The organism is Pseudomonas sp. KCJK8993, assembly GCF_046230915.1.
In the GTDB taxonomy this organism is placed as follows: Bacteria; Pseudomonadota; Gammaproteobacteria; order Pseudomonadales; family Pseudomonadaceae; genus Aquipseudomonas; species Aquipseudomonas piscis.
Genome location: NZ_JBJJLO010000053.1, coordinates 13,920 through 39,480, shown reverse-complemented (window position 1 = coordinate 39,480; position 25,561 = coordinate 13,920). Strand labels below are relative to the sequence as shown.

4 protein-coding genes are annotated in these 25,561 nt (G+C 67.1%); all 4 read left to right on the top strand.

Features of this window, described 5'->3' with window-relative positions; translation table 11 throughout:
- On the top strand, window positions 1–4,067 hold a 4,067-nt coding region (locus ACK6AU_RS17685), incomplete at its 5' end, for an SDR family NAD(P)-dependent oxidoreductase (RefSeq protein ID WP_409300342.1).
- Window positions 4,064–5,473: a cytochrome P450 gene (locus ACK6AU_RS17680; RefSeq protein WP_409300340.1), complete on the top strand. Its 1,410-nt coding sequence runs from the start codon at window positions 4,064–4,066 to the stop codon at window positions 5,471–5,473. The genes ACK6AU_RS17685 and ACK6AU_RS17680, both read left to right, overlap by 4 nt.
- 66 nt (window positions 5,474–5,539) lie before the next feature.
- Window positions 5,540–17,914: an SDR family NAD(P)-dependent oxidoreductase gene (locus tag ACK6AU_RS17675; protein ID WP_409300338.1), complete on the top strand. Its 12,375-nt coding sequence runs from the start codon at window positions 5,540–5,542 to the stop codon at window positions 17,912–17,914.
- 55 nt (window positions 17,915–17,969) lie between these two features.
- Entirely contained in the window at window positions 17,970–25,553 is a 7,584-nt protein-coding gene (locus ACK6AU_RS17670) for an SDR family NAD(P)-dependent oxidoreductase (protein WP_409300336.1), read from the top strand.
- The last annotated feature ends 8 nt before the right edge of the window (window positions 25,554–25,561 follow it).

Below are 25,561 nucleotides of genomic sequence, written 5' to 3'. Positions count from 1 at the left end.
TAGCGCAACTGGCCCTGCAGCATGATGCGGCCCCGCCCTTGTACCTGCAGGCCGATGCCACCGACCCCGAACAGTTGGTGCGGGCCAGTCGGCAGGTCGCCGAGGCCTGCGGGCCGATCAATGGCTGGGTGCACTCGGCACTGGTGCTGGACGATGCGCGCCTGGCGCAGATGGACGAGGCGAGATTTCGCGCGGTGTTCGATGCCAAGCGCCTGAGTTGCATCGCCCTGGCCGCGGCTTGCGGCGCGGCGGACAACCCGGCGTTGGATTTCGTGCTGTTCTTTTCGTCGATGAATGCCTTCAGCCGTGCCGCCGGCCAGGGCAACTACGCCGCCGGTTGCGCCTTTGCCGACGCCTTCGCCGCGCAGCTCGGGCAACAGCTGGCCTGTGCGGTCAAGGTGATGAACTGGGGGTATTGGGGGTCCGTCGGGGTGGTGGCCGATCCGGCCTATCGGGCCCGCATGTCTGCCCAGGGCCTGGGCTCGATCGAACCGCCGGAGGGCATGGCGGCGCTCGATCGCCTGCTGGCCAGCCCCTTGGCGCAACTGGGCTTGATCAAGCTACTGCGCCCCATGGCGATCACCGGCATCGACAGCCAATGGCAGTTGGCGTGCTACCCGGCGCGGCCGGCGCTGGTTCGCGAGTCGTGGTCGGAGGTGGCCCATGGTGCCGGCGCGGCACCGCAGCATCACGCGGCGGCCGGGGAGATGAACCGGCTGCTGCTGGCCCATATCTTCGCCTGCCTGGGCGAGTTGGCCGGCGGCGGGCCCCTGACCGAACAGCGGATAGCCGCCGCGCCGGCGGTGGCGGCCAACCTGCGGGCCCAGCCGTTCTACCGCCGCTGGTTGCGCGAGAGCCTGCGGCTACTGGTACAGAACGCCGATATCGACGAGCAGGGCCACCTGCTGTCGCCCCTGCCCGAGCCTGCGGCGCTGCGCAGGCAATGGCAACAAGCCAGCCAGCCGTGGCGGGGCGATGCCGACTTGCAGGCGCAGTTGCACCTGGTGCAAGCCTGCATGGAAGCACTGCCGGCGATCCTGCGGGGTGAACAGGCCGCCACCGCCGTGATGTTTCCCGATGGCTCGATGAGCCTGGTGGAGGGCGTCTACCAGAACAACCGGATCTGCGACTATTTCAATGCGGTGCTGGGCCAGGTAGTGGCCGATGTCGCCCAGCGCCAGGCCGCCAGTGGCCAAGCATTGCGGATCCTGGAGATCGGCGCCGGCACCGGCGGTACCACCGCCACGTTGATCGAGGCGTTGCGGCCGTGGCAACAAGGCATCGAGGAGTACTGCTATAGCGATATTTCCCAGGCATTCCTGCGCCATGCCCAGGTCCATTTCGCGCCCCGGGCGCCTTATCTGCGCACGGCGATCTTCGATGTCGACAAACCCTGCGCCGAGCAAGGCATCGACCCGCAGCGCTATGACCTGGTCATCGCCACCAACGTATTGCATGCCACGGCCGACCTGCGGCGTACCTTGCAGAACGCCAAGAGCGCGCTGCGCCAGGGCGGCCTGCTGGTGCTCAACGAAATCAGCGACCGTTCGCTGTTCACCCATCTGACCTTCGGCTTGCTCGAAGGCTGGTGGCTGCACAACGATACGGCGTTGCGGATTCCTGGCTGCCCGGGCCTGTATCCCGAGCGTTGGCGGCACTTGCTGCAGGCCCAGGGCTTCGAGCGCATCGCCTTCCCCGCTGCGCCAAGCCATGGCCTGGGCCAGCAGATCATCGTCGCGGCCAGCGATGGCGTGGCCTGCCTGCCGGTCGCGGTCGAGTGGGCGCCGGCCGTGGTCGCGGCACCGGTGGCCGCCGACACCGAGCCCATGGCCAGCGACGATCAACTGCTGGCCGGGCAGTGCCGGCAATGGGTCACGCAGGTGGTGTCGCAGTTGGTCAACATGGCGCCCGAACGCCTGCAGCGGGACATGGCCTTCGATCGCTATGGTATCGACTCGATCCTGCAGATCAGCCTGATCCAGGCCCTGGAGAAAACTACCGGTGAGCTGTCGCGCACCCTTCTGTTCGAACACAACACCATCGACCAATTGGCCAGCTACCTGATGGCCGAACATCGACCGGCGCTGGCCGCGCGCTTCGCGGCGGCGCTAACCGCGGCCACGCCGCCGATGACAGCCCCCGCGGCGCCGACGGTACGCGCGCCCCTGGCCAGCCGGCTACGAGGCCCGGTGGCCGGCGCGCAACTTGCGGGTCCTGCAGAGCCAGAGGTTCACGGACGCGATATCGCCATCATCGGGGTGGGCGGTCGTTATCCACTGGCAACCGACCTGGAGGCGTTCTGGGACAACCTGCGCAACGGGCGCAATTGCGTCAGCGCGGCCGAGGGCCAGCGCTGGCCAACCCCTGATGGCCAAGTGCAAGGCCATTACGGCGGCTTCCTGGAACAGGTCACGGCCTTCGACCACCAGGCATTCGGCATCGACGAAGCCCAGGCGCGACATTTTTCGCCGCCGCTGCGCCAGATGCTCGAAGTGGCCTGGCTGACCTTCGAGAACGCCGGCTACAACCGCGATGCCTTGATGCGCTTGCAGCAGGAGCCTGGAGCAGCCGTGGGGGTCTTCATCGGCTCGATGTACAACCAGCCGGCGGTAGGCCAGGAGAGTGCCGAGCTCGTCGCGATCGCCGCCAATGTCACCGACTGGCAACTGCCTAACCGGATTTCCCATCACTTCGATCTCAAGGGGCCGAGCCTGGCGGTCAATACCGCCTGCGCCAGCTCGATGTCGGCGATCCACCTGGCCTGCCAGAGCATCCTGCAGGGCGAGTGCGCGATGGCGTTGGCCGGCGGCGTCAACCTGATCCTCGATCCGTCGCGCTACCAGACCCTCAAGCAGGCCAATCTGCTTGGCACCTCGACGCTCAGTCGTGGCTTCGGCCTGAGCGACGGCATGTTGCCAGGCGAGGGCGCCGGCGCCGTGCTGCTCAAGCCGCTGGCGACGGCGCTGGCCGATGGCGAACGGATCCTCGGGGTGATCAAGGGCTCGGCCCTGAACCATGGCGGCGGCAAGCTGCAATATTCGGCGCCCAATACTCGCCAGCAGACCAGCGTGATCGCCGAGGCTTTGCGCCGCTCGGGCCTGCAACCGGCGCAAATCGACTATATCGAAGCGGCGGCCAATGGCTCCGAGCTTGGCGATCCGATCGAAGTGGCGGCGTTGAAAAAGGTCTTTGGCGAACTGCCTCCCGGCAGTTGCGCCCTGGGCACGGTGAAATCCAACATCGGTCATCTCGAGGCGGCGTCGGGCATCTCCCAACTGACCAAGGTGCTGCTGCAACTGCAACATCGACAATGGGCACCGACCATCAACGCCGAGCCGCTGAATCCGCATATCCGCCTGGAAGGCAGCCCATTGCGCCTGCAGCTCGAGGGCGGGCCCTGGGAGCCAGGGGCGAACGGCCAGCCACGGCGCTGCCTGATCAACTCCTTCGGCGCCGGCGGTGCCTACGCCAGCCTGGTGGTGGAGGAATACCGGGACGCCCGGGCGCAGCGCGAGAGGACAGTGGGCGAGCAATTGTTGATCATCGCCGCAGCCAGCCGCACGAGCCTGATGCTCTACCTGCATAAGCTCCAGGCGCTGGTAGAGGAACATCCGACTATCGAAATTGCAGATCTGGCCTACAGTTTAGCCCTGCGCGAACACCGCCTGGCCCACCGGGCCGCGCTGGTGGTCCAGGATCGGGCGCAACTGCTGGCCGGACTCGAGTCGCTGCTGGCCGGCCTGCCCGTGGGTGATTGCTGGCTTTCGGCGAGCACGGGCATCGAGGCCGGCGAGCCGCCGCTCGCCGCGGGTTCGCTGAGGCAAGCAGCCGCGGCCTGGTGCCATGGCGCCGGGCTGGACATCCCGGCGCGGTATCCCCGGGGCGGCAATCGCATCGCGCTGCCCGGCTATGCGTTCGAGCATCCGCTACCTGCATCGGAGCCCGGCACGACCTCTTCGGCGTTGTTCTCCGGCGAGCTGTACCGGCGCATCAGTGGTGGCGAAATGGACATTGCGCAATTTACCCAGCTGCTCACCCGCTCAACCAGCGAACAGGGAATGTTATGAGCCAGACCCAGGACACCCCCACAGCGATCCACGGAGATACCAGCGCAGCCCACGGCGCGGGCCGGCCCGCCCGGTCGCCGGCGGCCAATATGAAGCTCAAGGACGGCTTCCCGGTCATGCCGGGCAAGCTCCCCTTGCTGGGCCACGTCCACCGGATCGGCAAGGACGCGCTCGGCGAACTGCGCCAGGCCGAGGCTGCATGCGGACCGATCTTCTGGACCTACTTCGGTAGCCAGTTGCCGGTGCTGCAGATCACCGACGAGGCGGGCCTGGCGATCCTGCAGAACAAGTACACCGACAACTCCTACCTGCGCGAGCAAATGCCGGTGATCACCGGTGAGGCGATGAACGCCTTCGATGGCCCGCGCCATCGCAATGCGCGCAAGGCCAGCACCGACGCCTTCACCCCCAGGGGGCTGAGCCGGGCCCAGGTCGGCGAAGCCATAGTGCAGACCATCGAGCGGCGCGTCAGCCACTGGTGCCGGGAAAACAAACTGGCGATCTTCCCGCAGACCAAGGACATCGCCCTGGAGGTGGTGTTCCGTATCCTGGGGATCCAGACCCAGGAGCTGGAGCTGTGGCGCCATCAATACGAAGAGTTCTTCCTCGGCATGATCCCGTTGAAGATCAACCTGCCCGGTTTCCCGGCCTGGCGCTGCCGCAAGGCGCGGCGCTGGCTGGAGCAACGGGTGGCGCAGATCGTCGCCGACACCCGGGCCAGGGATGATCACGACAGCCTGGTGGGGGCGATGATCTTCGGTCGCGATGACCACGGCAATGGCATGTCCGAAGTCGAATTGGTGCACAACATCCTCGGCCTGGGCTTCGCCGGTTCCGAGACCACCGCGGCGGTGATGGCCTGGTCGGTACTGCAGCTGTCGCAACATCCGGGGGTCTGGCAACAGCTGTGCGAGCAGGTCGCCCGGCTGCCGAGCATGCCCGTGACCCACGAGGAGCTGGCCAGCCAGGTGCCGCTGGCCGAGGGGATATTCCGTGAAACCATGCGCTTGTATCCACCGGCGCCCTTCGAGATGCGCAAGGTGCACACCAGCTTCGAGCTGATGGGGCACACCATCCCCGCCGGAGTGATGGCCGGGGTCAGCCTGCTGCACGTGTCGCGCAATCCCGAGCGCTACCCGGACCCGGACAGCTGGCGGCCGGAGCGCTGGCTGGGCCTGGACCGTGCCTTGAACCAGGTGGAAACCTGCCAGTTCGGGGGCGGGCCCCACGCGTGCCTCGGGCGCCATGTCGCAGCGCTGGAAATCACCCTGTTCATCGCCATGCTGGCCAGGGAGCTGGGGCCCAGGGGCATCGTGCCGCGCCTGGTGGGCAAGTTGCCACCGCCGGCCTACCTGCCATTCCTGCGCCCTTCGAACAAGGCCCTGCTCGACCTGAGTGGCGCATGAACGCGCGGGGCACAGCGTACTTCTGGCTCATGCAGGCACTACCGCAACCAAGGATTGGAGAGAGCAGTGGACAGTAGAATCAGGGCTCTGCATGGCAGGATCCAGCGCCAGGAGATCAGCCTGGAGCAGGCGGCGCGGGAGTTCGAGAAGTTGCGCGCCAGCCTGCGGTCCGGGCCGGCAGGCCGTCGGCTGCAGGTGCCCACGGCCGGTGCCGACCTGGTCGCGGCCGCGGTGTATCGCTACGACGAACCCTGCCTGCGCGATCATCGCTTCGATCAACGACGGATCCTCCTCGGGCTGACCTATGCCAGCCTGGCGCTGGAGCAGGGGCTGGGCCAGCTCGCCGAGGGCGAGGCGTTGCGCTTGAACCAGCTGCTGTTCGCCGCGCCAGTGGCACTGGCGAGTGGCGAGCAGCTGGAGGTGGCGATCCGGGCTGGCGGGCCCGGGTTCGAAGCGGTATGCCGACGCAGCGCGCAGGCGCCCTGGCAAGTGGCGGCCAGCGGCGAACTGACGGCGGTGGCTGCCGAGCACCAGGCCATCGCTCCCGTCGAGTTGAGCAGCACGATGACCCGGCTGGACCCGGCCTCCATCTACCAGGTCAGCGAACAGCTGTTCATCGGCGACAGCTATCGCACCCTGCAAGCGCTCTACCGGCAGCCGGAACGTCCCGAGGTGCTGGCCCGGGTGGTGGTGGATGACGAGCGCCCCTACGGCTTGCACCCCTTGCTGATCAACAGCGCATTCTTGAGCATCGTCCCGCTGCTGGACGGGGAGAGCCTGTCCGGCATGCATATTCCCCTGGGGATCAAGTCCTTGACGCTGCACCGCCGCCAAGCCCCGATGAGTGGCTGGATCCGTGGGCAGTTGCTGAAGAACTCCGGCGAACTGCTGCTGTTCGATGCCGGGCTGTACAGCGACGACGGCGAACTGGTCGCGCAGTTCAGCGGCTGCTCGCTCAAGCGCCTGCGCAACAGCAACCTGGAACCGGCCTTACCGGCCAAGGGCGCCAGCCGCGAGGCCATCGAGGCCTACCTGCTGGCCCAATTGCACGGGATCGGCGCCAGCGGCATCAGTCGCCAGCAACGTCAGCGCAATCTGATGGACCTGGGCCTGGAGTCGGCGCACCTGGTGGACCTGGCGCAACGCATCGCCAGCGCCACGGCCATCGAACTGGAGCCGACGGTGTTCTTCGAATACCCGAGCCTGGCCGAGCTGGCGGGCTTTCTCTGGCAGGAGCACGGCGCGGCCTTCGGCCGTTTGCTCGACCAACCGGATACCACGGAGAGCACCGGTGCGACGCCGGCGCCCGCCCCGAACAGCGCGCCGACCGCGCGGGCCGGACACCGTGACGCAAGCGAGCAGGATATCGCCATCATCGGCCAGCACGGGCAGTTCGCCGAGGCCGGCGACCTGGAGCAGTTCTGGCGCAATATCTGGCACGACCGCGAGCTGATCAAGACCGTGCCCGAGGATCACTGGGACGTTGCGCCCTGGTTCGATGCCGATCCCGAGGCCAAGGACAAGACCTATTCGCGCTGGGGCAGTTTCATCGACGGGGTCGACCGCTTCGATGCCGGCTTTTTCAACATGTCGCGTCGCGAGGCGCAGTGGATGGACCCGCAGGTGCGCCTGCTGCTGCAGAGCGCCTATACCTGCGCCGAGGATGCCGGGGTGATCCGCCGCTTACGTGGCAGCGACACCGGCGTGTTCATCGGTTCGTGCTTCAACGAGTATGTCGACAAGATCGGCGAGCTCGGCCTGCCCATGGACCCGTACATCGCCACCGGCAGCGGCACCATCGCCGCCAACCGGATTTCCTTCTGGTTCGACCTCAAGGGGCCGAGCCTGATGTTCAATACCGCCTGCTCTTCGTCGCTGGTCGCGTTGCACGCGGCCTGCGTCGCCCTGCGCAACGGCGAATGCGGCATGGCCCTGGTCGGTGGCAGCAACCTGCTGCTGTCGTCCTGGCACTACCGCTATTTCTCGACGATCCGCGCGTTGTCGCCCACTGGCCGTTGCCACACCTTCGACACCCGCGCCGACGGCTATGTGCCAGGGGAGTGCGTGGCGACCGTGCTGCTCAAGCCGCTGTCCCGGGCCCTGGCCGATGGTGACCCGATCCATGCCGTGATCAAGGGCTCGGCGGCGCTGCACGGTGGCTATACCCCATCGCTGACGGCGCCCAGCGTGACCGGCGAGGAAAACGTGATAGTGCAGGCCTGGCGCAACGCCGGCATCGATCCGCGGACGCTTGGCTACATCGAGGCCCATGGCACCGGCACCCGGCTGGGCGATCCGATCGAGATCAATGCCCTCAAGCGAGCCTTTGCCCGCTATACCCAGGACCGGGGCTTCTGCCATATCGGCTCGGTCAAGGCCAACATCGGCCATGCCGAGGGGGCGGCCGGCATCGCCGGGGTGCTCAAGGTGGTGCAGCAGATGAAGCACCGCAAGTTGCCCGCCCTGGGCCACTTCCAGGAGCAGAACCCCCATATCAGGCTCGATGACTCACCGCTGCTGATCGACCTGGAAGGCCGCGACTGGCCGGAACAGGCCACACCACGGCGTGCCGGAGTCAGTTCCTTCGGGTTTTCCGGCACCAATGCCCACGCGGTGCTGGAGGAGTACCGTGAACATCGCCGGTTCGCCATCCACCATGGCCAGCCGGTGCTGGTGCCGCTCTCGGCGCGCGATGACACGCGCTTGCGCCAGCAGGTGCAGCAACTGCTGGCCTACCTCGAGCACCAGGCTCCGGATCTCGGCGCCCTGGCCTACACCCTGCAAGTCGGCCGCGAGGCCATGGCGGCCCGGGCGATTTTCCTGGTCACCGACTTGCAGCAACTGCAACACCAGCTGCAAGCCTGGAGCGCTGGCGAGCGCGACGCCACCTTTGCCGCCGCCAGCCTCGATATCAACCAGGCCCTGGACCGTGCAGACCTTTCGCAATTGGCCGCGCTGTGGCTCAGCGAACCGGCGCAGAGCATCGACTGGGAGCGGTTGCATGACGCCGACTGCTTGCCGGCACGAATCAGCCTGCCCGGTTATGCCTTCGCCCAGGACCGCTATTGGCTGGAAGCCCCGGCCCAGGGCACGGCGACTGGCGACACCACAAGCCTCGGCAGCGGCAGCGCCGACAGCGCGCTGCTGGGTTTCAGCGAACAGTGGCTGGCCGTGGCCGAACCCGAGGGTGAGGCTCGGCCGCTGCGGGTGCTGTGCCTGCTGGGCGATCCCTCGCTACGCCGGCAACTGGCCGATGTGGCGCAGACCCTGAGCCCGGGCAGCGAACTGCTGTTCGTGGCCGCGGCCCTGGCCAACGAACCTGACGAGGATGGCCAGCGCCGAGTCGCGGCACAGGATCCGCAGCGACTGCAGCAGGGCCTGCACCAGGCGCTGGCCGATTTTTGCCCCGACCGCGTGCTGTACCTGTGGGCCATGGACGATCGGCGCTGGACCAGCGACAGCAGCCCGATCGTCGCCTTGCTCAAGGCCATGGCCGCCAACGCGAGGCCCATCCAGCGGCTATTGCTGGCCGGACGCGCCAGGGATGTCCTGGAACGTTGCCACCTGGAGTCGTGGATCGGCATCGAGCGCTCCCTGGGCACCTTGCTCGACTGCCCGGTGACGGTGGCTATCGATTGCCCCCAGGGCTCGCCCGACGATCACCGCTGGTTGCCACGGGTGTGGCGGCAACTGAGCGGCGAAGTGCCGGGCAGCCGCCTGTACCAGGACCTTGAGCCGCTGCGGCCGACGCTGGTTCCTGTCACCCTCGGGGCTGGCAGCGCCCCCTTGGCCCTGGAGCGGCTGGACACCTTGTTGATCACCGGCGGGCTCGGCGAACTGGGCTGGCTGCTGGCGAACCACCTGTCGCAGCGGGCCAGGCAACGCTCCAGCGGCCGCTTGCAGCTGTTGCTCAACGGGCGCTCGCCGTTGTCGGCAAGCGCCCGGGCGCGCATCGAGGCGCTGGGTCATGCGCGCTGCCGGGTTTTCCATGTCCAGGCCGATTGCGCCGATGGCCAGGCACTGACCGCCGCGCTGGCCCAGGTCCTGGTCCACAGTGGGCCGATCGATGGCCTGGTGCATGCCGCCGGCCTCAAGGCCAGTGGCAACGTGCTGGCCAGTTCGCCGCAGGAATTCGCCGCGGTGCTCAAGGCCAAGGTCGAGGCCAGCCAGGTGCTGGACCAGGTGCTGGCGGAGCAGCCACTGGCACTGATCTGTCATTTTTCCTCGAGCTCGGCGCTGCTCGGCGACATGGGCGCCTGCAGCTATGCCATGGCCAACCGCTTCCAGCAGGCCTACGCCCGGCATGTCCAGGCCAAGCAGGCCCGGCGGGTGGTGACGATCAACTGGCCGTTATGGCGCGAAGGTGGGATGACGCTGGGCGAGGGCGATTCCACCGAGTTCTATCTCAAGTCCAGCGGCCAACGGCTGCTGGAAAGCGCCGAGGGCCTGGACTGGCTGGAAAGGGCCGTCGCCAGCGATATCCAGCAGGTCATGGTTCTGGCCGGGCAACCCGGACGCCTGCGGCAACTGGTGGCGGGCATCGACCGGCCGCTCGCCAAGCCCCAGGCCGCCACCGTGGCGTCGACGCGGCATGCAGGGGCAGGGCGTCCGGAACTCAAGGGCCTGAGTCTCGAGCAGGCGTTGGCCTGGGACCTGCGCGACTTGGCGAGCAGGCCCTTGCAGGCCGAACGGCAGGCGCTGGACGACGACCGCAACCTGGCCGACTTCGGCTTCGACTCCATCAGCCTGGCCGAATATGCCGGGCTGCTGAGCCGGCACCTGGGGTTGAAGTTGACCCCGGAAGTATTCTTCAGCCACTCGACCCTGGCGAAACTGGCCGCTTACTTGCTCACGCAGCACCGGCAAGCCGTCGAAGCCTGCTACCTGCGGCCCCAGGGCCCGGCCCCTGAGCCTGAGCCTGTGCTTGAGCCAGCCACGCCGATGCCACAGGCCGCGAGCCCGGGGACCCAGGCGGACAGCATCGCGATCATCGGCCTCAGCGGACGGTTTCCCGGGGCTCGTAGCCCCGATGAACTGTGGCAGTTGCTGGCCGAAGGCCGGGACATGGTCGATGAGATCGCACCGCAACGCTACGACTGGCGCGAGCACTACGGCGATCCCCGGGAAAACCCGGCCAAGACCCGTTGCATCTGGATGGGCAGCGTGCCGGGAGTCGACGAGTTCGACCCGCTGTTCTTCGAGATCTCGCCCCGCGAGGCGAGCCAACTCGATCCCCGCCAGCGCTTGCTGTTGCAGGAGGGCTGGAACGTCCTGGAGGATGCCGGAATCGGCCCGCGCCAGTTGGCGGCGCAGCGGGTGGGAATGTTCGTCGGCGTCGAGGAGGGCGACTTCCAGCGGCTGGCCGGCGAAGAAAGCCTGACCTCCAGCCATAACGGCATCCTCGCCTCGCGGCTGGCCTACTTCCTGAACCTCACCGGCCCGGCCATGGCGATCAATACCGCCTGCTCGTCGGCGCTGGTGGCATTGCACCAGGCCGCTTCCAGCCTGCGCAACCAGGAATGCGAGATGGCCATCGCCGCCGGGGTCAACCTGATCTTCTCGGCCGATGCCTTCATCGGCATGACCCAGGCCGGGATGCTCTCGCCGGATGGCAAGTGCTTCGCCTTCGATCACCGGGCCAACGGCATGGTCCCGGGCGAGGCCGTATGTTGCGTATTGCTCAAGCCCCTGGCCCGGGCCGAGGCCGACGGCGACCGGATCTACGCGACCCTGCGGGCCAGCGGTATCAACTACGACGGCAAGACCAACGGCATCACCGCGCCCAGTGGCGCCTCGCAGCAACGCTTGCTGGAGGACGTCTACCGGCGCGCCGGACTGCAGACCCTGGAGGTGGACTACATCGTGGCCCACGGCACGGGCACCCAGCTGGGCGACCCGGTGGAGATCAATGCCCTGAACGACGCGTTCCGCGGCAATCCCCCGGGGCATTGCGCACTGACCTCGACCAAGACCAACCTGGGCCATACCTTCGCCGCCTCGGGCCTGGTCAGTGTCATTGCCCTGGTGCAGGCGCTGCGCCACGAGACCATTCCCGCCAGCCTGCATTGCGAACAGGAAAACGACTACATCCAGTGGCAACAGAGTCCGTTCTACGTCAACAAGGCCAACAAAGCCTGGCCCCGGGCCGGACGCGGGCACGAACGGATCGGGGCGGTCAGTGCCTTCGGCATGAGCGGTACCAATGCCCACGTGGTGCTGCAGGACTACAGCCGGCAACCGGCCGCGGGGCAAGCACGGCAGGCGTGCTACTTGCTGGTGCTGTCGGCCAAGAGCGCCGAGGCCCTCCAGGACCGGGCCGCACAGCTGAAGACAGCGCTGGAGCGCGGTGGCTACCTGGATGAGCAACTGCCCTCCATCAGCCATACGCTGCTCGAAGGTCGCCATCACTTCCGGCATCGCCTGGCACTGGTGGCGGCGGACCTGCAGGAAACGTGCTACGCCTTGCAGTGCTACCTGGCCGGCGAGAAACGGCCCAACCTGTTCGCCGGCGAGGTGGATCGCGACTTCACCCCGGGCAAGACCGTCGTGCGCTATATCGAGCAGTTGCAGGGCGATTGCCGGGGCGCGGAGGCAGAGACGCTGCGCGAATCCCTGGCGGGGCTGGCGGACTGTTATCGCCAGGGCTATGAACTCGACGGCGGACGGCTGTTCGCCACGCCGCCGGCGCGCATAGCGCTGCCGGGCTATCCGTTCGCCCGCGAGCGCTACTGGCCCCAGGCCCGCCAGCGCCAGTCGTCCGCGACCGGGCCGCAAGCCCAATGGCTGCATCCGCTGCTGCAGCGCAACCTCTCGACCCTGGCCCGCCCGTGCTTCGCCAGCCGCTTCAGTGGCCAGGAGCGCTTTTTGGTCGATCATCGGATCGGCGAGCAACGGGTGTTTCCCGCGGTCGCCTACCTGGAGATGGCGCGCGAGGCCATCGTCCGTGCCAGCGAACGAACCATGCAGCACGTCACCTTGTGCAACCTGGCCTGGCTGCGGCCACTGGTTTTGTCGACGGTGCAAGCCGGCGAGATCGAGTTGTTCTGTGAACTCACGCCCCAGGCAGGCGATCGCCTGTCGTTCAAGATCTACAGCCTCGACGGCAGCGAGCAGCAACTGCATGCCCAGGGCGATGCGCTGCTGGCAGCGGTGGTCGCTCCCGCCGCCCTGGACCTGGCGCAGCTGGAAGCCGGCTGCGACCTGGGCGAGCGCAGCCACGAAGCGCTGTACCAGGGCTTCGCCAGCCTGGGCGTGCACTACGGCAGCAGCTTCCGCGCGGCCGGGCAGATCCGCCTGGGCCGCGACCAGGTGCTCGGCCAGTTGTCGGCCGGTGCCCTCGATCCGCAGATGAGCGGCGTCGCGCTGCCCCCGGGCATCCTCGACAGTGCACTGCATATCGCCACGGTATTGGGGCAAGGTCCGCAGGCGACGGGCCCGGCGCTACCGTTCGCCTTGGACCGCCTGCGGGTGCATGGCTCGCTCGAGCAGGCGCTGCGCGACGGTCCACTGACGGTGCTCGCCAGCCGTAGAGCGCTGCCGGCCGGCACGACGGTCGACAAGGTCGACCTGCAGATCCACGACCAGGCCGGCCAGTGCCTGCTGCAACTGGAAGGGTTCAGTTCACGGCGGATCCAGGATCAGGCCTCGGTGTTGCCGGTAGCGCAGGCCAGGCAAGACGACACCGAGTTGGCACGCTCGATCCGCACCCCGTCCTGGCAGAGCCTGGATGACCCCGGCGAGCCGCTGCCAGAGGGTGTCCGGCCACAGCTGCTGCTGTTGGGGCTGCCGGATACCGTGGTAACGCGACTGCGCGAGCAGTTCGGCGCCCAGGTCAGCCTGTTGCCCGGGGCGCCCGGGGCCACCGGCGCGGCGGTGTACGAGGCTGCGGCGCTGGCCTTGCTCGACTACCTGCAACGGCGGGATGCCACGGCGGGCGACTACCTGCAGCTTTATGTCGTCCAGGGCCAGTCCGACCTGCGCCTGGGGGCGCTGGAGGCGCTGCTCGGCACCGCGATGATCGAAAACGGCCAGTTGCAGGCGCGGCTGGTGCTGCTGGACCCCGACCTGGGAGAGGCGGGGATGTACCGGATGATCGAACAGCAGAGCCGCGTCCATTGCCGGCAGCGGGTGCGAGTGCTGGCCAACGGCAGCCTCTATGCCCGTCAATGGCATGAGCTGGCCGTCGCCTCCAAGCCACAGCGCGAGCCCGGGCCATGGCGCGACGGCGGGGTATATGCAATCACCGGCGGCGCCGGCGGCCTGGGCTTGTTGTTCGCCCGGCATATTGCCGGCAGTTGCCGCAACCCGGTGCTGTACCTGGCCGGGCGTTCGGCCAGCGAACCGAAGATGCAGCAGGCCTTCGAACAACTGCAGGCGCTCGGCGCCCGGGTGTTCTACCAGGCGCTGGATGTCGCTGACGCCGCGGCCGTGAACCGCTGGATCGATGCCATCCACGCCGGGCAGGGTGAACTGCACGGGGTGATCCACAGTGCCGGGGTGATCCGCGACGGCCTGATCCCGGGCAAGCGCGCCAGTGATTTCTCCCAGGTGCTGGCGGCCAAGGTCAGGGGGCTCGAGGCCCTGGACCTGGCCATTGGCGAACGGCCACTGGACTTCTTCGTCTGTTGTTCATCCCAGGCGGCCCTGGGCAACCTGGGGCAGGCGGACTATGCCTGTGCCAACGCCTGGATGGATGCCTACATGCATTATCGGCAAGCGCTTTGCGCCGACGGCAAGCGCAAGGGCCGCTCGCTGAGCATCAACTGGCCGTTGTGGCGCGACGGTGGCATGGGCCTGGCGCCAGTGATCGAGCAACAACTGCGCGAACGCTTTGGCATCGTGCCCATGCCCCAGGAGGTGGGCTTGCAAAGCCTGCAACTGTTGTTAGCCGAGTCGGTCACCGCCCAGGCCTGGGTGGTGTATGGCGAGGCCGCGCGCCTGGCCGGTATCGGCCTGGCCCCTGCCGGCCAGGGGCTCCCCCCGGCTGGAGCGCCACCCCGCGTCGACAGCGGCGCGGGCCTCGGCGACAGCGAGCTGCGCCAGCGGATCCAGGCCTTCATCGTGCAGATCGTGGCCAAGGTGACCCAGGTCGATGCGGCGAAGATCCACCCGGCGGAGAAATTCGAGGCCTACGGGTTCGATTCGATCATGGCGGTCGGGGTGACCAACGAACTGGAAAAACACCTGGGCTCGTTGCCCAAGACCCTGCTGTTCGAGCACGTCAACATCGCCGGCATGGTCGAGCACTTCGCGCAGAAGTATCGCCAGCACTTCGCCGCTATGTTCGCCGGTGATGCCTTGGCGCCAGCGGCCGGCATCGCCCCGGGGCCATCGCCGGTGGATCGCTTCGCCCGTGCCGCAGCGGCCGTGGCGTCGGCTTCCGAGGAGTCGACGCCGGACAGCGACCTGGCGCAATACGTGGCGGTGATCGGCCTGGGCGGCCATTACCCGGGGGCCGACGACATCGACCAGCTGTGGCGCAACCTGGCCAATGGCGTCGACTGCATGGAGGAGTTTCCCGCCGAGCGCTGGGACCATGCCAAGCTCTACTACAAGAACCGTGACGTGCTGGGCAAGACCACGTGCATCAACGGCTCATTCATCAAGGATGTGGACAAGTTCGACTACAGCTACTTCAAGATGCCCAAGGTCTATGCCGACCACATGTCGCCGGAAGTCAGGCTGTTCCTGCAAACCGCGGTGCATACCTTCGAGGACGCCGGCTATTCCCGCGAGACCCTGCAACGCCGTTATGGCGGCAACGTCGGTGTGCTGCTGGGAGCCATGAGCAACGACTATCACTACTACGGTTTCGAACACAATCTGTCCGGCGGCGCCATGGCTTCTGGCTCGGGCATGGCCACCATTCCCATGACGGTGTCGTACTTCTATGGCCTGACCGGGCCGAGCCTGTTCATCGATACCATGTGTTCGTCGTCCTCGACCTGCATCCATACCGCCTTCCAGATGCTGCGCCACGATGAAACCATGATGGTCCTGGCCGGCGGCCTGAACCTGATGTACCACCCCTATACGGTGGTCAATACCTCCCAGGGCAACTTCACCTCGATCACTTCCCGGTCGGTCAACAGCTACGGAGTGGGCGCCGACGGTACGGTGATCGGCGAAGGCGTCGGGGCGGTGCTGCTCAAGCGCCTGGATCGGGCCATCGCCGATCGCGACCAGATCTACGGGGTGATCAAGGGCTCGGCGGTCACCAATGCTGGCGAGCGCAATGGCTTCAACGTGCCCAACCCGGACTTGCAGACCCTGGCGATTCGCCAGGCCATGGAGCAGGCCAAGGTGCACCCGGCGTCGATTTCCTATGTCGAGGGCCATGGTTCGGGCACACGCCTGGGCGATCCGATCGAGGTCCTGGGGTTGCGCAATGCGTTCATGCCCCATACCCAGGACAAGCAGTTCTGCTACCTGGGCTCGATAAAATCCAACATCGGCCACCTGCTGGCCGCCTCGGGCGTGGCCGGGCTGACCAAGACCCTGTTGCAGCTCAAGCACGGGCAGATCGCTCCCTCGATCCACTCGGGGGTGCTCAACCAGGACATCGACTTCGCCGATTCGCCCTTCAAGGTGCCGCAGCAATTGGTCGAGTGGCGCCGCCCGGAGCACCTGGTCGACGGCCGGCTGCAGAGCTTGCCACGGCGCGCCGGCCTGACGTCGATCGCTGCCGGGGGCATGAACGCCCACATGATCGTCGAGGAGTTCGTGCCGCCAGCGGACGCCGCCGGGCAGATTGCGGATGAGTGCCTGGCGTTCGTGTTCTCGGTGCACAAGTTGGCGCTGCTGGCGGAGAACCTCAGAAAGTTTCGTACCTGGCTGGCCAGCAGCGATGCTTCGCTGGCCCAGGTCGCCTACACGCTGCAAGTGGGCAAGAACAACCTGCGCAACCGCCTGGTGATCCGCTGCGCCAACCGCCAGGCACTGCTGGATGGCCTGGCGGAGTGCAGCGAGGGCCGCTACGACAACGCAAGCTTCTATCACTTCCCGGAAACCACGGCGAGTCGCTTGCCCCGGGCGGACGAACCGCTGGCGGCGTTGTTGGGGCGCTGGCTGGGGGGCGACAACGATGTCGACTGGACCAGCCTGTACGAGCGCCAGCCACAGCGCATCAGCCTGCCAGCCTACGCCTTCGAGAGGAACCGCTGCTGGTACACCGAGCCGGGCTACGAGTCGGCGATCATCAACCCGTCGATGTTCACCCGCAAACTGCATCCACTGGTGAGCGAGAGTTGCCCCAGCACCGCTGAGGGCGCGCTGTTTCGCTGCGAACTGGTACCGGCGCAGTTGCTCGACTACCTGTACCGGGCACCCGGCGGCCAGCGCCTCGGTGCCTTCAACTTCGTCGATGTGGCTCTGGCGATGCCGGCGCTGGTGGAGCGATTCGACGGCTGCACGCTGGCGGTATCCTGCGCCTTCGAGCATTTCATCGGCGATTGGGCGACGGTTGGCGGGCTGCGTTATCGCCTGTTGGAAATCGATGCCGGGCAACTGGAGCTGGAGTTCGATGCGCTACGCCAGGATGGCCAGTCGATCAACCTGGGGTTCGCCCTGATCAACCCACTGGCGGGCGGGCAACCGGTCGTGGCGCAATCCTGGCTCGATGCCGCCGACGAGCTGTTGAGCCGCCAACCGGCCACCGATGCCAACGAACGCCTGGCCCGGGCCGGCTACGATTTTGCTCCCTACCTGGAGAACACCGGCGGGTGGGTCGTCGGCGGCAGTGGCTTGCTGCTCGAAGGCCGGCCACCGCTCAACCGGCACAATCACCACGCCGCCAACCTGCACCTGACGCCGTACCTGGCGACCACCCTCGACAAGGCGTTCTACCTGTTGTTGGACCAGCTGGGGCTGGGCCAGGCCCAGGTAGTGATAGGCAATATCGAGCAGCTGTGCTGCTACCAGTCACCGGTCGGCGACTTCACGGTGGTGCTCAGCGGTATCGGGCTGGGAGCCGACGGCCTGGCTTGTTGCTTACTGGTACTCGATGAGCAGGCGCGGATCTGCCTCAAGGCCGATCGGGTCAGCCTGCATCTCGATCAACGCCAGCTGGCGGCTATCGACCACGACCACCCATGGCTTGCGGGGCAGGTCGCCGATGTTTCCCGGTCGTCGCTACAGGCCAGCTCCGGCGGCGAGGCCAAGCCGCAGGTCGCCAGGGCGGATACCGGTGCCGGCGATCCAGGGGACCAGATACTGGCGTTCATCCAGGAACAGTTGCAGCACAAGCTGGGGTTCTCGCCCGAGGAGATCGGCCAGTCGGCACAGGTGCATGACCTGGGGCTGGACTCGATCATGGTGATGCAACTGACCGATAGCCTGAACAAGCGCTTCGGCACCCGGCTGATGCCCGACCTGTTCTATGAGAAGCAGCAACTGGGTGAATTGGCGGCAAGGCTGCAAGCACAGCACAAGGCGCTGCATTGAGCGGCAGAAGCGACCCGGTCGGCCAGGCTGCCGGGCAAACCAGGACGGTAAGGGCATGAACGATACAACCTCGAACCATACATCCGACATCCGTCTGCCCAACCAGCGACCGTCGCCGCGCCAAGCCGGCGCGCCGGCGCCACGGGACAGGCGCCAGGTCAGCGAGATTTCCCGCCCGCGGCCAGCGCCGCAAGCAGCGGATACCCGGGTGGCCATCGTCGGTTTTTCCGGACGTTTTCCGGGGGCCGCCGACGCCGGGCAATTCTGGCAGGCGTTGCGCCAGGAGCGTTCGCACATCAGTGAGTTGCCCTATTGGCACCTGCCGGGCATCGCCGAGCGTGCCCACCTGCGGGATACCTTCGCGTGCCCGGGCGGCTTCATCGACGAGCCCTTGGCGTTCGACGCCGACTTCTTCAGGATCAGCGCTCGCGAGGCCGAGGCCATGGATCCGCAGCATCGGCTGGTGCTGGAGCAGACCTGGGCCGCCTTCGAGCATGCGGGTATTCGCCCCGGCGACCTGCGAGGCAGCGATACGGGGGTCTTCATCGGGATTTCTTCCGCCGACTACAACGGCCTGCTGGCCCGCGCCGATGCCGGCAGCCACGATGCCACGGGCAATGCCCACTCGATCATCGCCAACCGCATTTCCTACCTGTTCGACTTCCATGGCCCCAGCGCTCCCGTCGACACCGCCTGTTCCAGCTCGCTGGTGGCGGTCCATCGCGCCGTGCAGGCGATCCGCAACGGCGATTGCGCGGTGGCGGTGGCTGGCGGAGTCAACCTGTGCCTGGAACCCATGGTGTTCATCGGTGCGCTGAAGGCCGGCATGCTCAGTCCGAGCGGCCGTTGCAAGGCCTTCGCCGAGGATGCCGACGGCTATGTGCGGGGCGAAGGCGTCGGGGTGGTGATCCTCAAGGACTACCAGCAGGCCCTGGCCGATGGCGACAACATCGTCGCGACGGTCATCGGTTCGGCGGAAAACCATGGCGGCCATGCCAACTCCCTGACCGCACCCAATCCCAGGGCCCAGGCCGAATTGCTCAAGCAAGCGTACCGCGGCCTGGACATCGCCAGCATCGGCTACATAGAGGTCCACGGCACGGGCACGCGCCTGGGCGACCCGATCGAGATCAGCGGGCTCAAGCAGGCCTTCGCCGAACTGGGCGCCAAGCCCGGCCAGCGTTGCTACCTGGGCTCGGTGAAAACCAACATCGGCCATCTCGAGTCCGCAGCCGGGATCGCCGGGCTGATCAAGACCCTGCTGGTACTGCACAACGGTTATCTGCCCAGGAGCCTGCACAGCGAACGGCTCAATCCCTATATCGAACTGGCCGACAGCCCGTTCGAGATCCTCCAGGCCGGGCGCGAATGGCCATCGGCCCAGGACAGCCAGGGCAATCCGCTGCCGCGCCGGGCCGGCGTCAGTTCATTCGGCTTCGGCGGGGCCAACGCCCATGTGGTGCTTGAAGCGGTCGGCCCCGTCGAGGGCACGGCGCAACCAGGCATGGCGGCGACCTTGTTCCCGCTCTCGGCCCGCAGCCCCGACGCCCTGCAGGCGCGGGTCCGGCAGTTGCTCGAGTTCCTGCAGGGCGAACGACAACCGGCCTTGGCGGAACTGGCCGCCAGCTTGCAACTGGGTCGCGAGGCGATGGAGTACCGGCTGGCCTTCGTAGCCCACAGTCACGCCAGCCTGGTGGAGCAGTTGCGTGCCTGCGGCGCTGGCATCCGGGCCTGCGCCCCGAGTGCCGCGGAGCAAGTGCTTGGCGCTCTGCAGCAGCACGATGGCAGCACCTTGCTGGGCTTGTGGGTCCAGGGCGCCGAAGTGGACTGGCGCCAGCTCTACCGGCACTGCCGGCCGACACGCATTCCCTTGCCGACCTATCCGTTCAGCCGCGAACGCTACTGGCTCAGCGCCGGCGCCGAGCCGGTGCAACCGGGGCCGGGCGCCCTGCATCCGCTGGTACACCGCAATACTTCGGATCTCTCGGGGCAACGCTTTAGCAGTCGCTTCAGCGGCAACGAGTGGTTTTTCACCGAGCATCGGGTCAATGGCCGGAAGACCCTGCCTGGCGTGGCCTACCTGGAGATGGCCAGGGCCGCCCTGGAGTTGTCCCTGGGCGCTGAGCAACGCCTGGCAGGCCTGAAGAACATCGCCTGGCGCCGCCCCATGTGCCATGAGGGCGGTGAGTTGCTGATCGATATCGAACTGGCGGAGCAGGGCGCCGGTGAGATTCGTTTCGAGATCCGCGATGCCCTGGGCGATGACTCGTGTTACTGCACCGGGGTGGCCCTGCTGGGTTCCAGCGAGCAACCGGCACCGCTGGACCTGGCGGCCATCGCCAACGCCACCGGCGAGCGGCCGTTGGAGCCGGAACATTGCTATGGCGTGTTCGCCGCAATGGGCCTGGTCTATGGCGAACGGTTTCGCCGGATCCAGGCACTGCAGGCCGGCCACGACCAGGTATTGGCCAAGCTGCTGGGCGAGCCAGATACCGCGACTGACTTGCCGTGCGGCCTGCTCGATGCCGCTTTGCAGGCCGGGATGGGCCTGGCCGAGCCGGGTCATCAAGCAACCGGTCAGGAGCCACGGCCCTTGGTGCCGTTCGCCCTGGACAGGGTGATCCTTGGCGATCTGCGCTTGCTCAAGCAGCCGTGCCAGGCCTGGGTGCGCCATGGCGCCGGCCACCAGCCCGGGCGTATCAGCAAGCTGGACGTGGACCTTTGCGACGATCAGGGGCGCATAGCCCTGCGCCTGCAGGGTTTTTCGTCGCGGGTGCTTGCGCCGGCCGCCGAGCCGCTACTGGTCCTGCGCCCAGTGTGGCGCGACGAAACCCTTGAACAGCCCGCTCAGCGATCCGTCGCCCGGCAGTGGGTGCTGGTGGCCGCCGCCCCGACCGTGGACCTGCAATCCCTGCAAGATAGTTGCCAGGCCCTGGCCGGCGCGCAGCAATCGATCGTTATCGAACGTTTGCCCCAGGTGCCCGACGATCCGGGCGTTGCCCTGCCGGAGCTGGCCAGCTTCCTGATCCAGCGGTTGCAGACGTGCCCCGCCGACAGCCTGGTGCAACTGGTATGGGGCGAAGCAGGGCCGGCCACCGCCGTTTTCAAAGCCTTGCTGGCCTTGCTCAAGACGGCCAGGAACGAAGGCCTTGTGGCCGCCGTCCAGCTTCTGGAACTGCCCGGGGATCTGAACCCCCAACGGCTGCTGGACAATGGCCGGCAGGATGCCGAGCAGGTGCGTTACCTCGCAGGCCAGCGCCAGGTGCTGGCCTGGGAGGAAACCACGCTGGCCGACGACCCTGCCGATCCTTGGCGACCGGGCGGGGCCTATCTGTTGAGCGGTGGTACCGGTGGCCTGGGCTTGCTGCTGGCACACAGCATTGCCCGCCAGGCCCGGGGCGTGCGACTGGTGTTGGCCAGTCGCGGGGCCGAGCAACTGTCGGCGCACGCGCAGGCGCGCATCGAGGCACTGCGGGCGCTGGGCGCCGAGGTGCACCTGCACGCCCTGGATATCAGCGACCCGCAGGCGGTACGGACACTGGTCGAGCGCTGCGAGCACCTGTTCGGCACGCTAAACGGGATTGTCCATTGCGCGGGCATCACTCGCGACAGTCGCCTATGCAACAAGCGCGCAAGCGACATGGCGGCGGTACTGGCGCCCAAGGTGGCGGGGGTGCTGAACCTCGACCGCGCCAGCGCGCACCTGATGCTGGACTGCTTCGTGCTGTACTCGTCGGTGAGCGCGGTAATCGGTAACCCAGGGCAGGGCGACTACGCCCTGGCCAATGGCTTCATGGATGAATGGGCCGGCTGGCGCAACGCCCAGGTCCAGGCAGGCCTGCGCCATGGGCGGACCCTGGCGATTGACTGGCCGTTGTGGGCCAACGGCGGCATGGGGATCGATGCCATGCGCGAACGCCAGATGTTCGAGCACAGCGGAATCCGTCCCTTGAGCGATGCCGGCGGCCTGAACACGTTGCGCCGGCTACTGGCCAGTGCCGAAGGCGCTGGGCGCTGGCTGGTGCTGCAAGGAGATATCGCCAGGATCAGAAGCTTTATCGCCGGGCAGCGCCAGGCGCCTGGACCAGCGACGGTCGAGCCAGAAGCCGCACCCGTGCCGCAGGTCATGGAGGATGAGCTGGAGAACCTGGCGATCCGCTATTTCAAGCAGCTGCTGGCGAACACCCTCAAGCGTCCCCAGGAGAAGATCGACAGCGACGAGTCGTTCGAACGCTATGGGGCCGATTCGATCCTGCTGACCGAGTTGACCGGCCAGCTGGAGCGAAGCTTCGGCTCGCTGCCCAATACCTTGCTGTACGAACACCAGACGGTGCGCGAGTTGAGCCAGTATTTCAGCCGCCAGCAACCGGAGCGGCTGCGCCAGTTACTGGCGCCGGGACAGGCGCGCCGTGCGCCGCCCGGTCAGGCCGACGCCGCGCCCCGGGCGGCACCGGCAGCCGCGCGGCGACAGGGCCAGCGCCAGGCCCGGGCCGCACAGCCAGCGGCCACTGGCGGTCGCGACCTGGCGATCGTCGGGATCAGTGGGCGCTATCCGGGCGCCGAAGACCTGGAGACCTTGTGGCGCAAGCTGGCCGCGGGCCAGGATCTGATCAGCGAAGTGCCGGCCGCGCGCTGGGACCACCAGGCCTATTTCCACCCGGAGCGCGGGCGCTTCGACAAGACCTACTGCAAATGGGGCGGCTTTCTCGATGGCATCGAGGATTTCGATCCGCTGTTCTTCAATCTCTCGCCCCGCGAGGCACCGATCATCAACCCCAACGACCGGTTGTTCCTGGAGACCTGCTGGAACCTGCTGGAAAGCGCCGGCATCACCCGGCAACAGCTCAAGCAACGCTATCAGCAGCAGGTGGGGGTATTCGTCGGAGTGATGTACCAGCAATACCAGGCGTTCGCAGCGGATCTGGTCCGCGAGTCCCTGGTGTCCGTGACGTCCTACAGCGCCATCGCCAACCGGGTGTCCTATTTCTTCGATTTCCAGGGACCGAGCCTGGCCATCGATACCATGTGCTCGTCGTCGATCTCGGCGATCCATGCCGCCGGCGAAGCGCTGCGCAACGGCGATTGCCGGTTGGCGATCGCCGGCGGCGTCAATCTCAGCCTGCATCCGAAGAAGTACATCGGCCTGAGCATCGGCCAGGTACTGGGCAGCCATGCCGGCAGCCGCAGCTTCGCCGACGGCGATGGCTACCTGCCGGCCGAAGGCGTCGGGGCGGTATTGCTCAAGACCCTGGCCGACGCGGAGCGCGATGGCGATCCGGTGCTGGCGGTGATCAAGTCGACGGCGGTCAACCATGGCGGCCATACCCATGGTTTCTCGATGCCCAGCGCCAAGCTGCAGGCAGCCTTGATCGAGGGCAACTTCAAGCGGGCCGGCATCGACCCGCGCACCATCAGCTATGTCGAGTCGGCGGCCAACGGTTCGGCCATGGGCGACGCGATCGAGTTGAGCGCCCTCAGCCGGGTATTCGCCGAGGCCGGGGTTGCGCCCCGGTCTTGCGCCATCGGTTCGGTCAAATCCAATGTCGGGCATGCCGAGGCCGCCTCGGGCCTGTGTGCCCTCAGCAAGCTGGTACTGCAATTGCAGCACCGGCAATTGGCGCCATCGTTGCTGCTCGGCCAGTTGAATCCACAGTTGGACTTCGAGAGCTCGCCATTTGTGTTGCAACGTACGCTGGCCGACTGGCCGCAGCCGCTGCTGGAGATCGACGGCATGGCCCAGGCCGTGCCGCGTCGGGCCGCGCTCAGTGCCTTCGGCGCTGGCGGCTCGAATGCCCACCTGATCCTGGAGGAGTACCCAGGCACGAACGCGGGCGAGGCACCGCCAGGACCGGACGAAGAACGGATCGTGCCGCTGTCCGCGCGCACCCGGCACTCCCTGCACCAGGCGCTGGCCAGGTTGGCGCATCATCTGGATCGCCATCGGCCAGTGCGCCTGCAAGACCTGGCCCATACCCTGCAGGTTGGCCGTGAGGCCATGCCGCTGCGCCTGGCGTTGCGGGTGGCCAGCATCGACCAGTTGCGCACGCTGCTGGCCGAGATCCTGGCCGCGCTTGCCCAGGGCGAAAGCCTGGTTGCGTTACAAGCCCGAGGCTTGCCGCTGGCCTTCGGTGATGTCGAGGCGGTTCCGGCGGCGCTCGCCAGTCTGTTGTCCGGGCCGGGGGCCGCGGCCTTCGGCCAGGGCCTGGTCGGTGCCGGCGACCTGCAGCAGCTGGCATTGCTCTGGACCCAGGGGGGCGAGGTTCCCTGGCATGAACTGGCCCCGAAGGCCGGTGCGCGACTGATCGACCTGCCGACCTATGCCTTCGACAGGCAGCGCTATTGGCTGGAGCAGGGCGCCGCGCCCAGTTCGACGGATGAGCTGCCCGCCGCTGTCGCGAGCGCTCCCCTGGAATCCGGAAAAGCACCGCGTACCGCCGCAGAGCAGGGCTTGTACCTGCTTGCGGAACTGTTGGGCATGGCGCCTGAGGAACTGGCGCCGGCCAGGCCGCTCACGGCCTACGGCGCCGATTCGATCGTGATGTTGCAATGGGCGATGCAGGTGCAGGCCCGGATCGATCCCCGATTGGTGCTGGCGGATATCCAGCGCTGCAATACCCTTGGCGATGTCCTGGAACTGCTCGACCGGCCCTTGGCGCCGGATGACCGGCGAGAGGTGGCGCTGCCCGCGCAGATCATCGGCTTGCTCGGCGGATCGCCAGTGCGTTTCCCGGAATTGCAGCGGCTCAACCAGGCGCAGCACGGTCGTCCGGTGTTCTGGTTCCACGGCGCCCTGGGGGGCAGCGAGATCTACCAGGGGCTGGCCCAGCAGGTGCAACGCCCGTTCTTCGGCCTGCAGGCCAGGGGCTGGATGACCGATCGCGCGCCGTTACAGGGCATCCAGGCCATGGCGGCCTATTACATCCAGGTCATCCAGTCGGTGCAGCCGCAGGGCCCCTATGACCTGGGGGGCTATTCCCTGGGCGGCATGCTGGCTTATGAAGTGACCCGGCAGTTGCAGGAACTGGGGGAAAGCGTCGACAGCCTGGTGATGCTCGACTCGCCGGACGTGACCGGCGAGCGCACCGCGCGCCTGAGTGACAAGACCCGCCTGTTGCAGACCGTCAACATGTCCTTGCAAATGACCATCGGCCAGACGCCGGAGCGTTTTGCCCAGGTGCTGATCCACCGCGACGAAGTGGACCTGGCCCTGGCGATCGCGGATTACCGCGAGCAACTGATCGGGCTGGCTCGCCAGCGTGGCCTGGCCATCAGCGAGCAACGCCTGCAAGAGCGGCTGGAGCAAGTCACGCGGGTCCAGCAGGCCTACCAGGTCGAGCACTACCGCATCCTGCCGCTGCCCAGGGCCGGGGAAGTGGCCTGCCGTTATTTTCGCAATGCCAGTGGCTTGTGGATGGGCGAGCTGGAACCGTTCTTTTCCACCGACAGCCAGGAGTTCGCCGCTTTCAATCACGCCGACTATTGGCAGGAATGGCAACGCCAGCTGCCGAATTTCGAAATGACCGACGTGGCCTCGGCCAACCACATGACCCTGTTGACCCAACCGGAGGTATTCCGGGTGATCGCCCGGTCGTGTGCGGCCCTGTATTGCCCAGAGGCGGTGGAGAGTGCCATTGGCTGAGGCCCGAG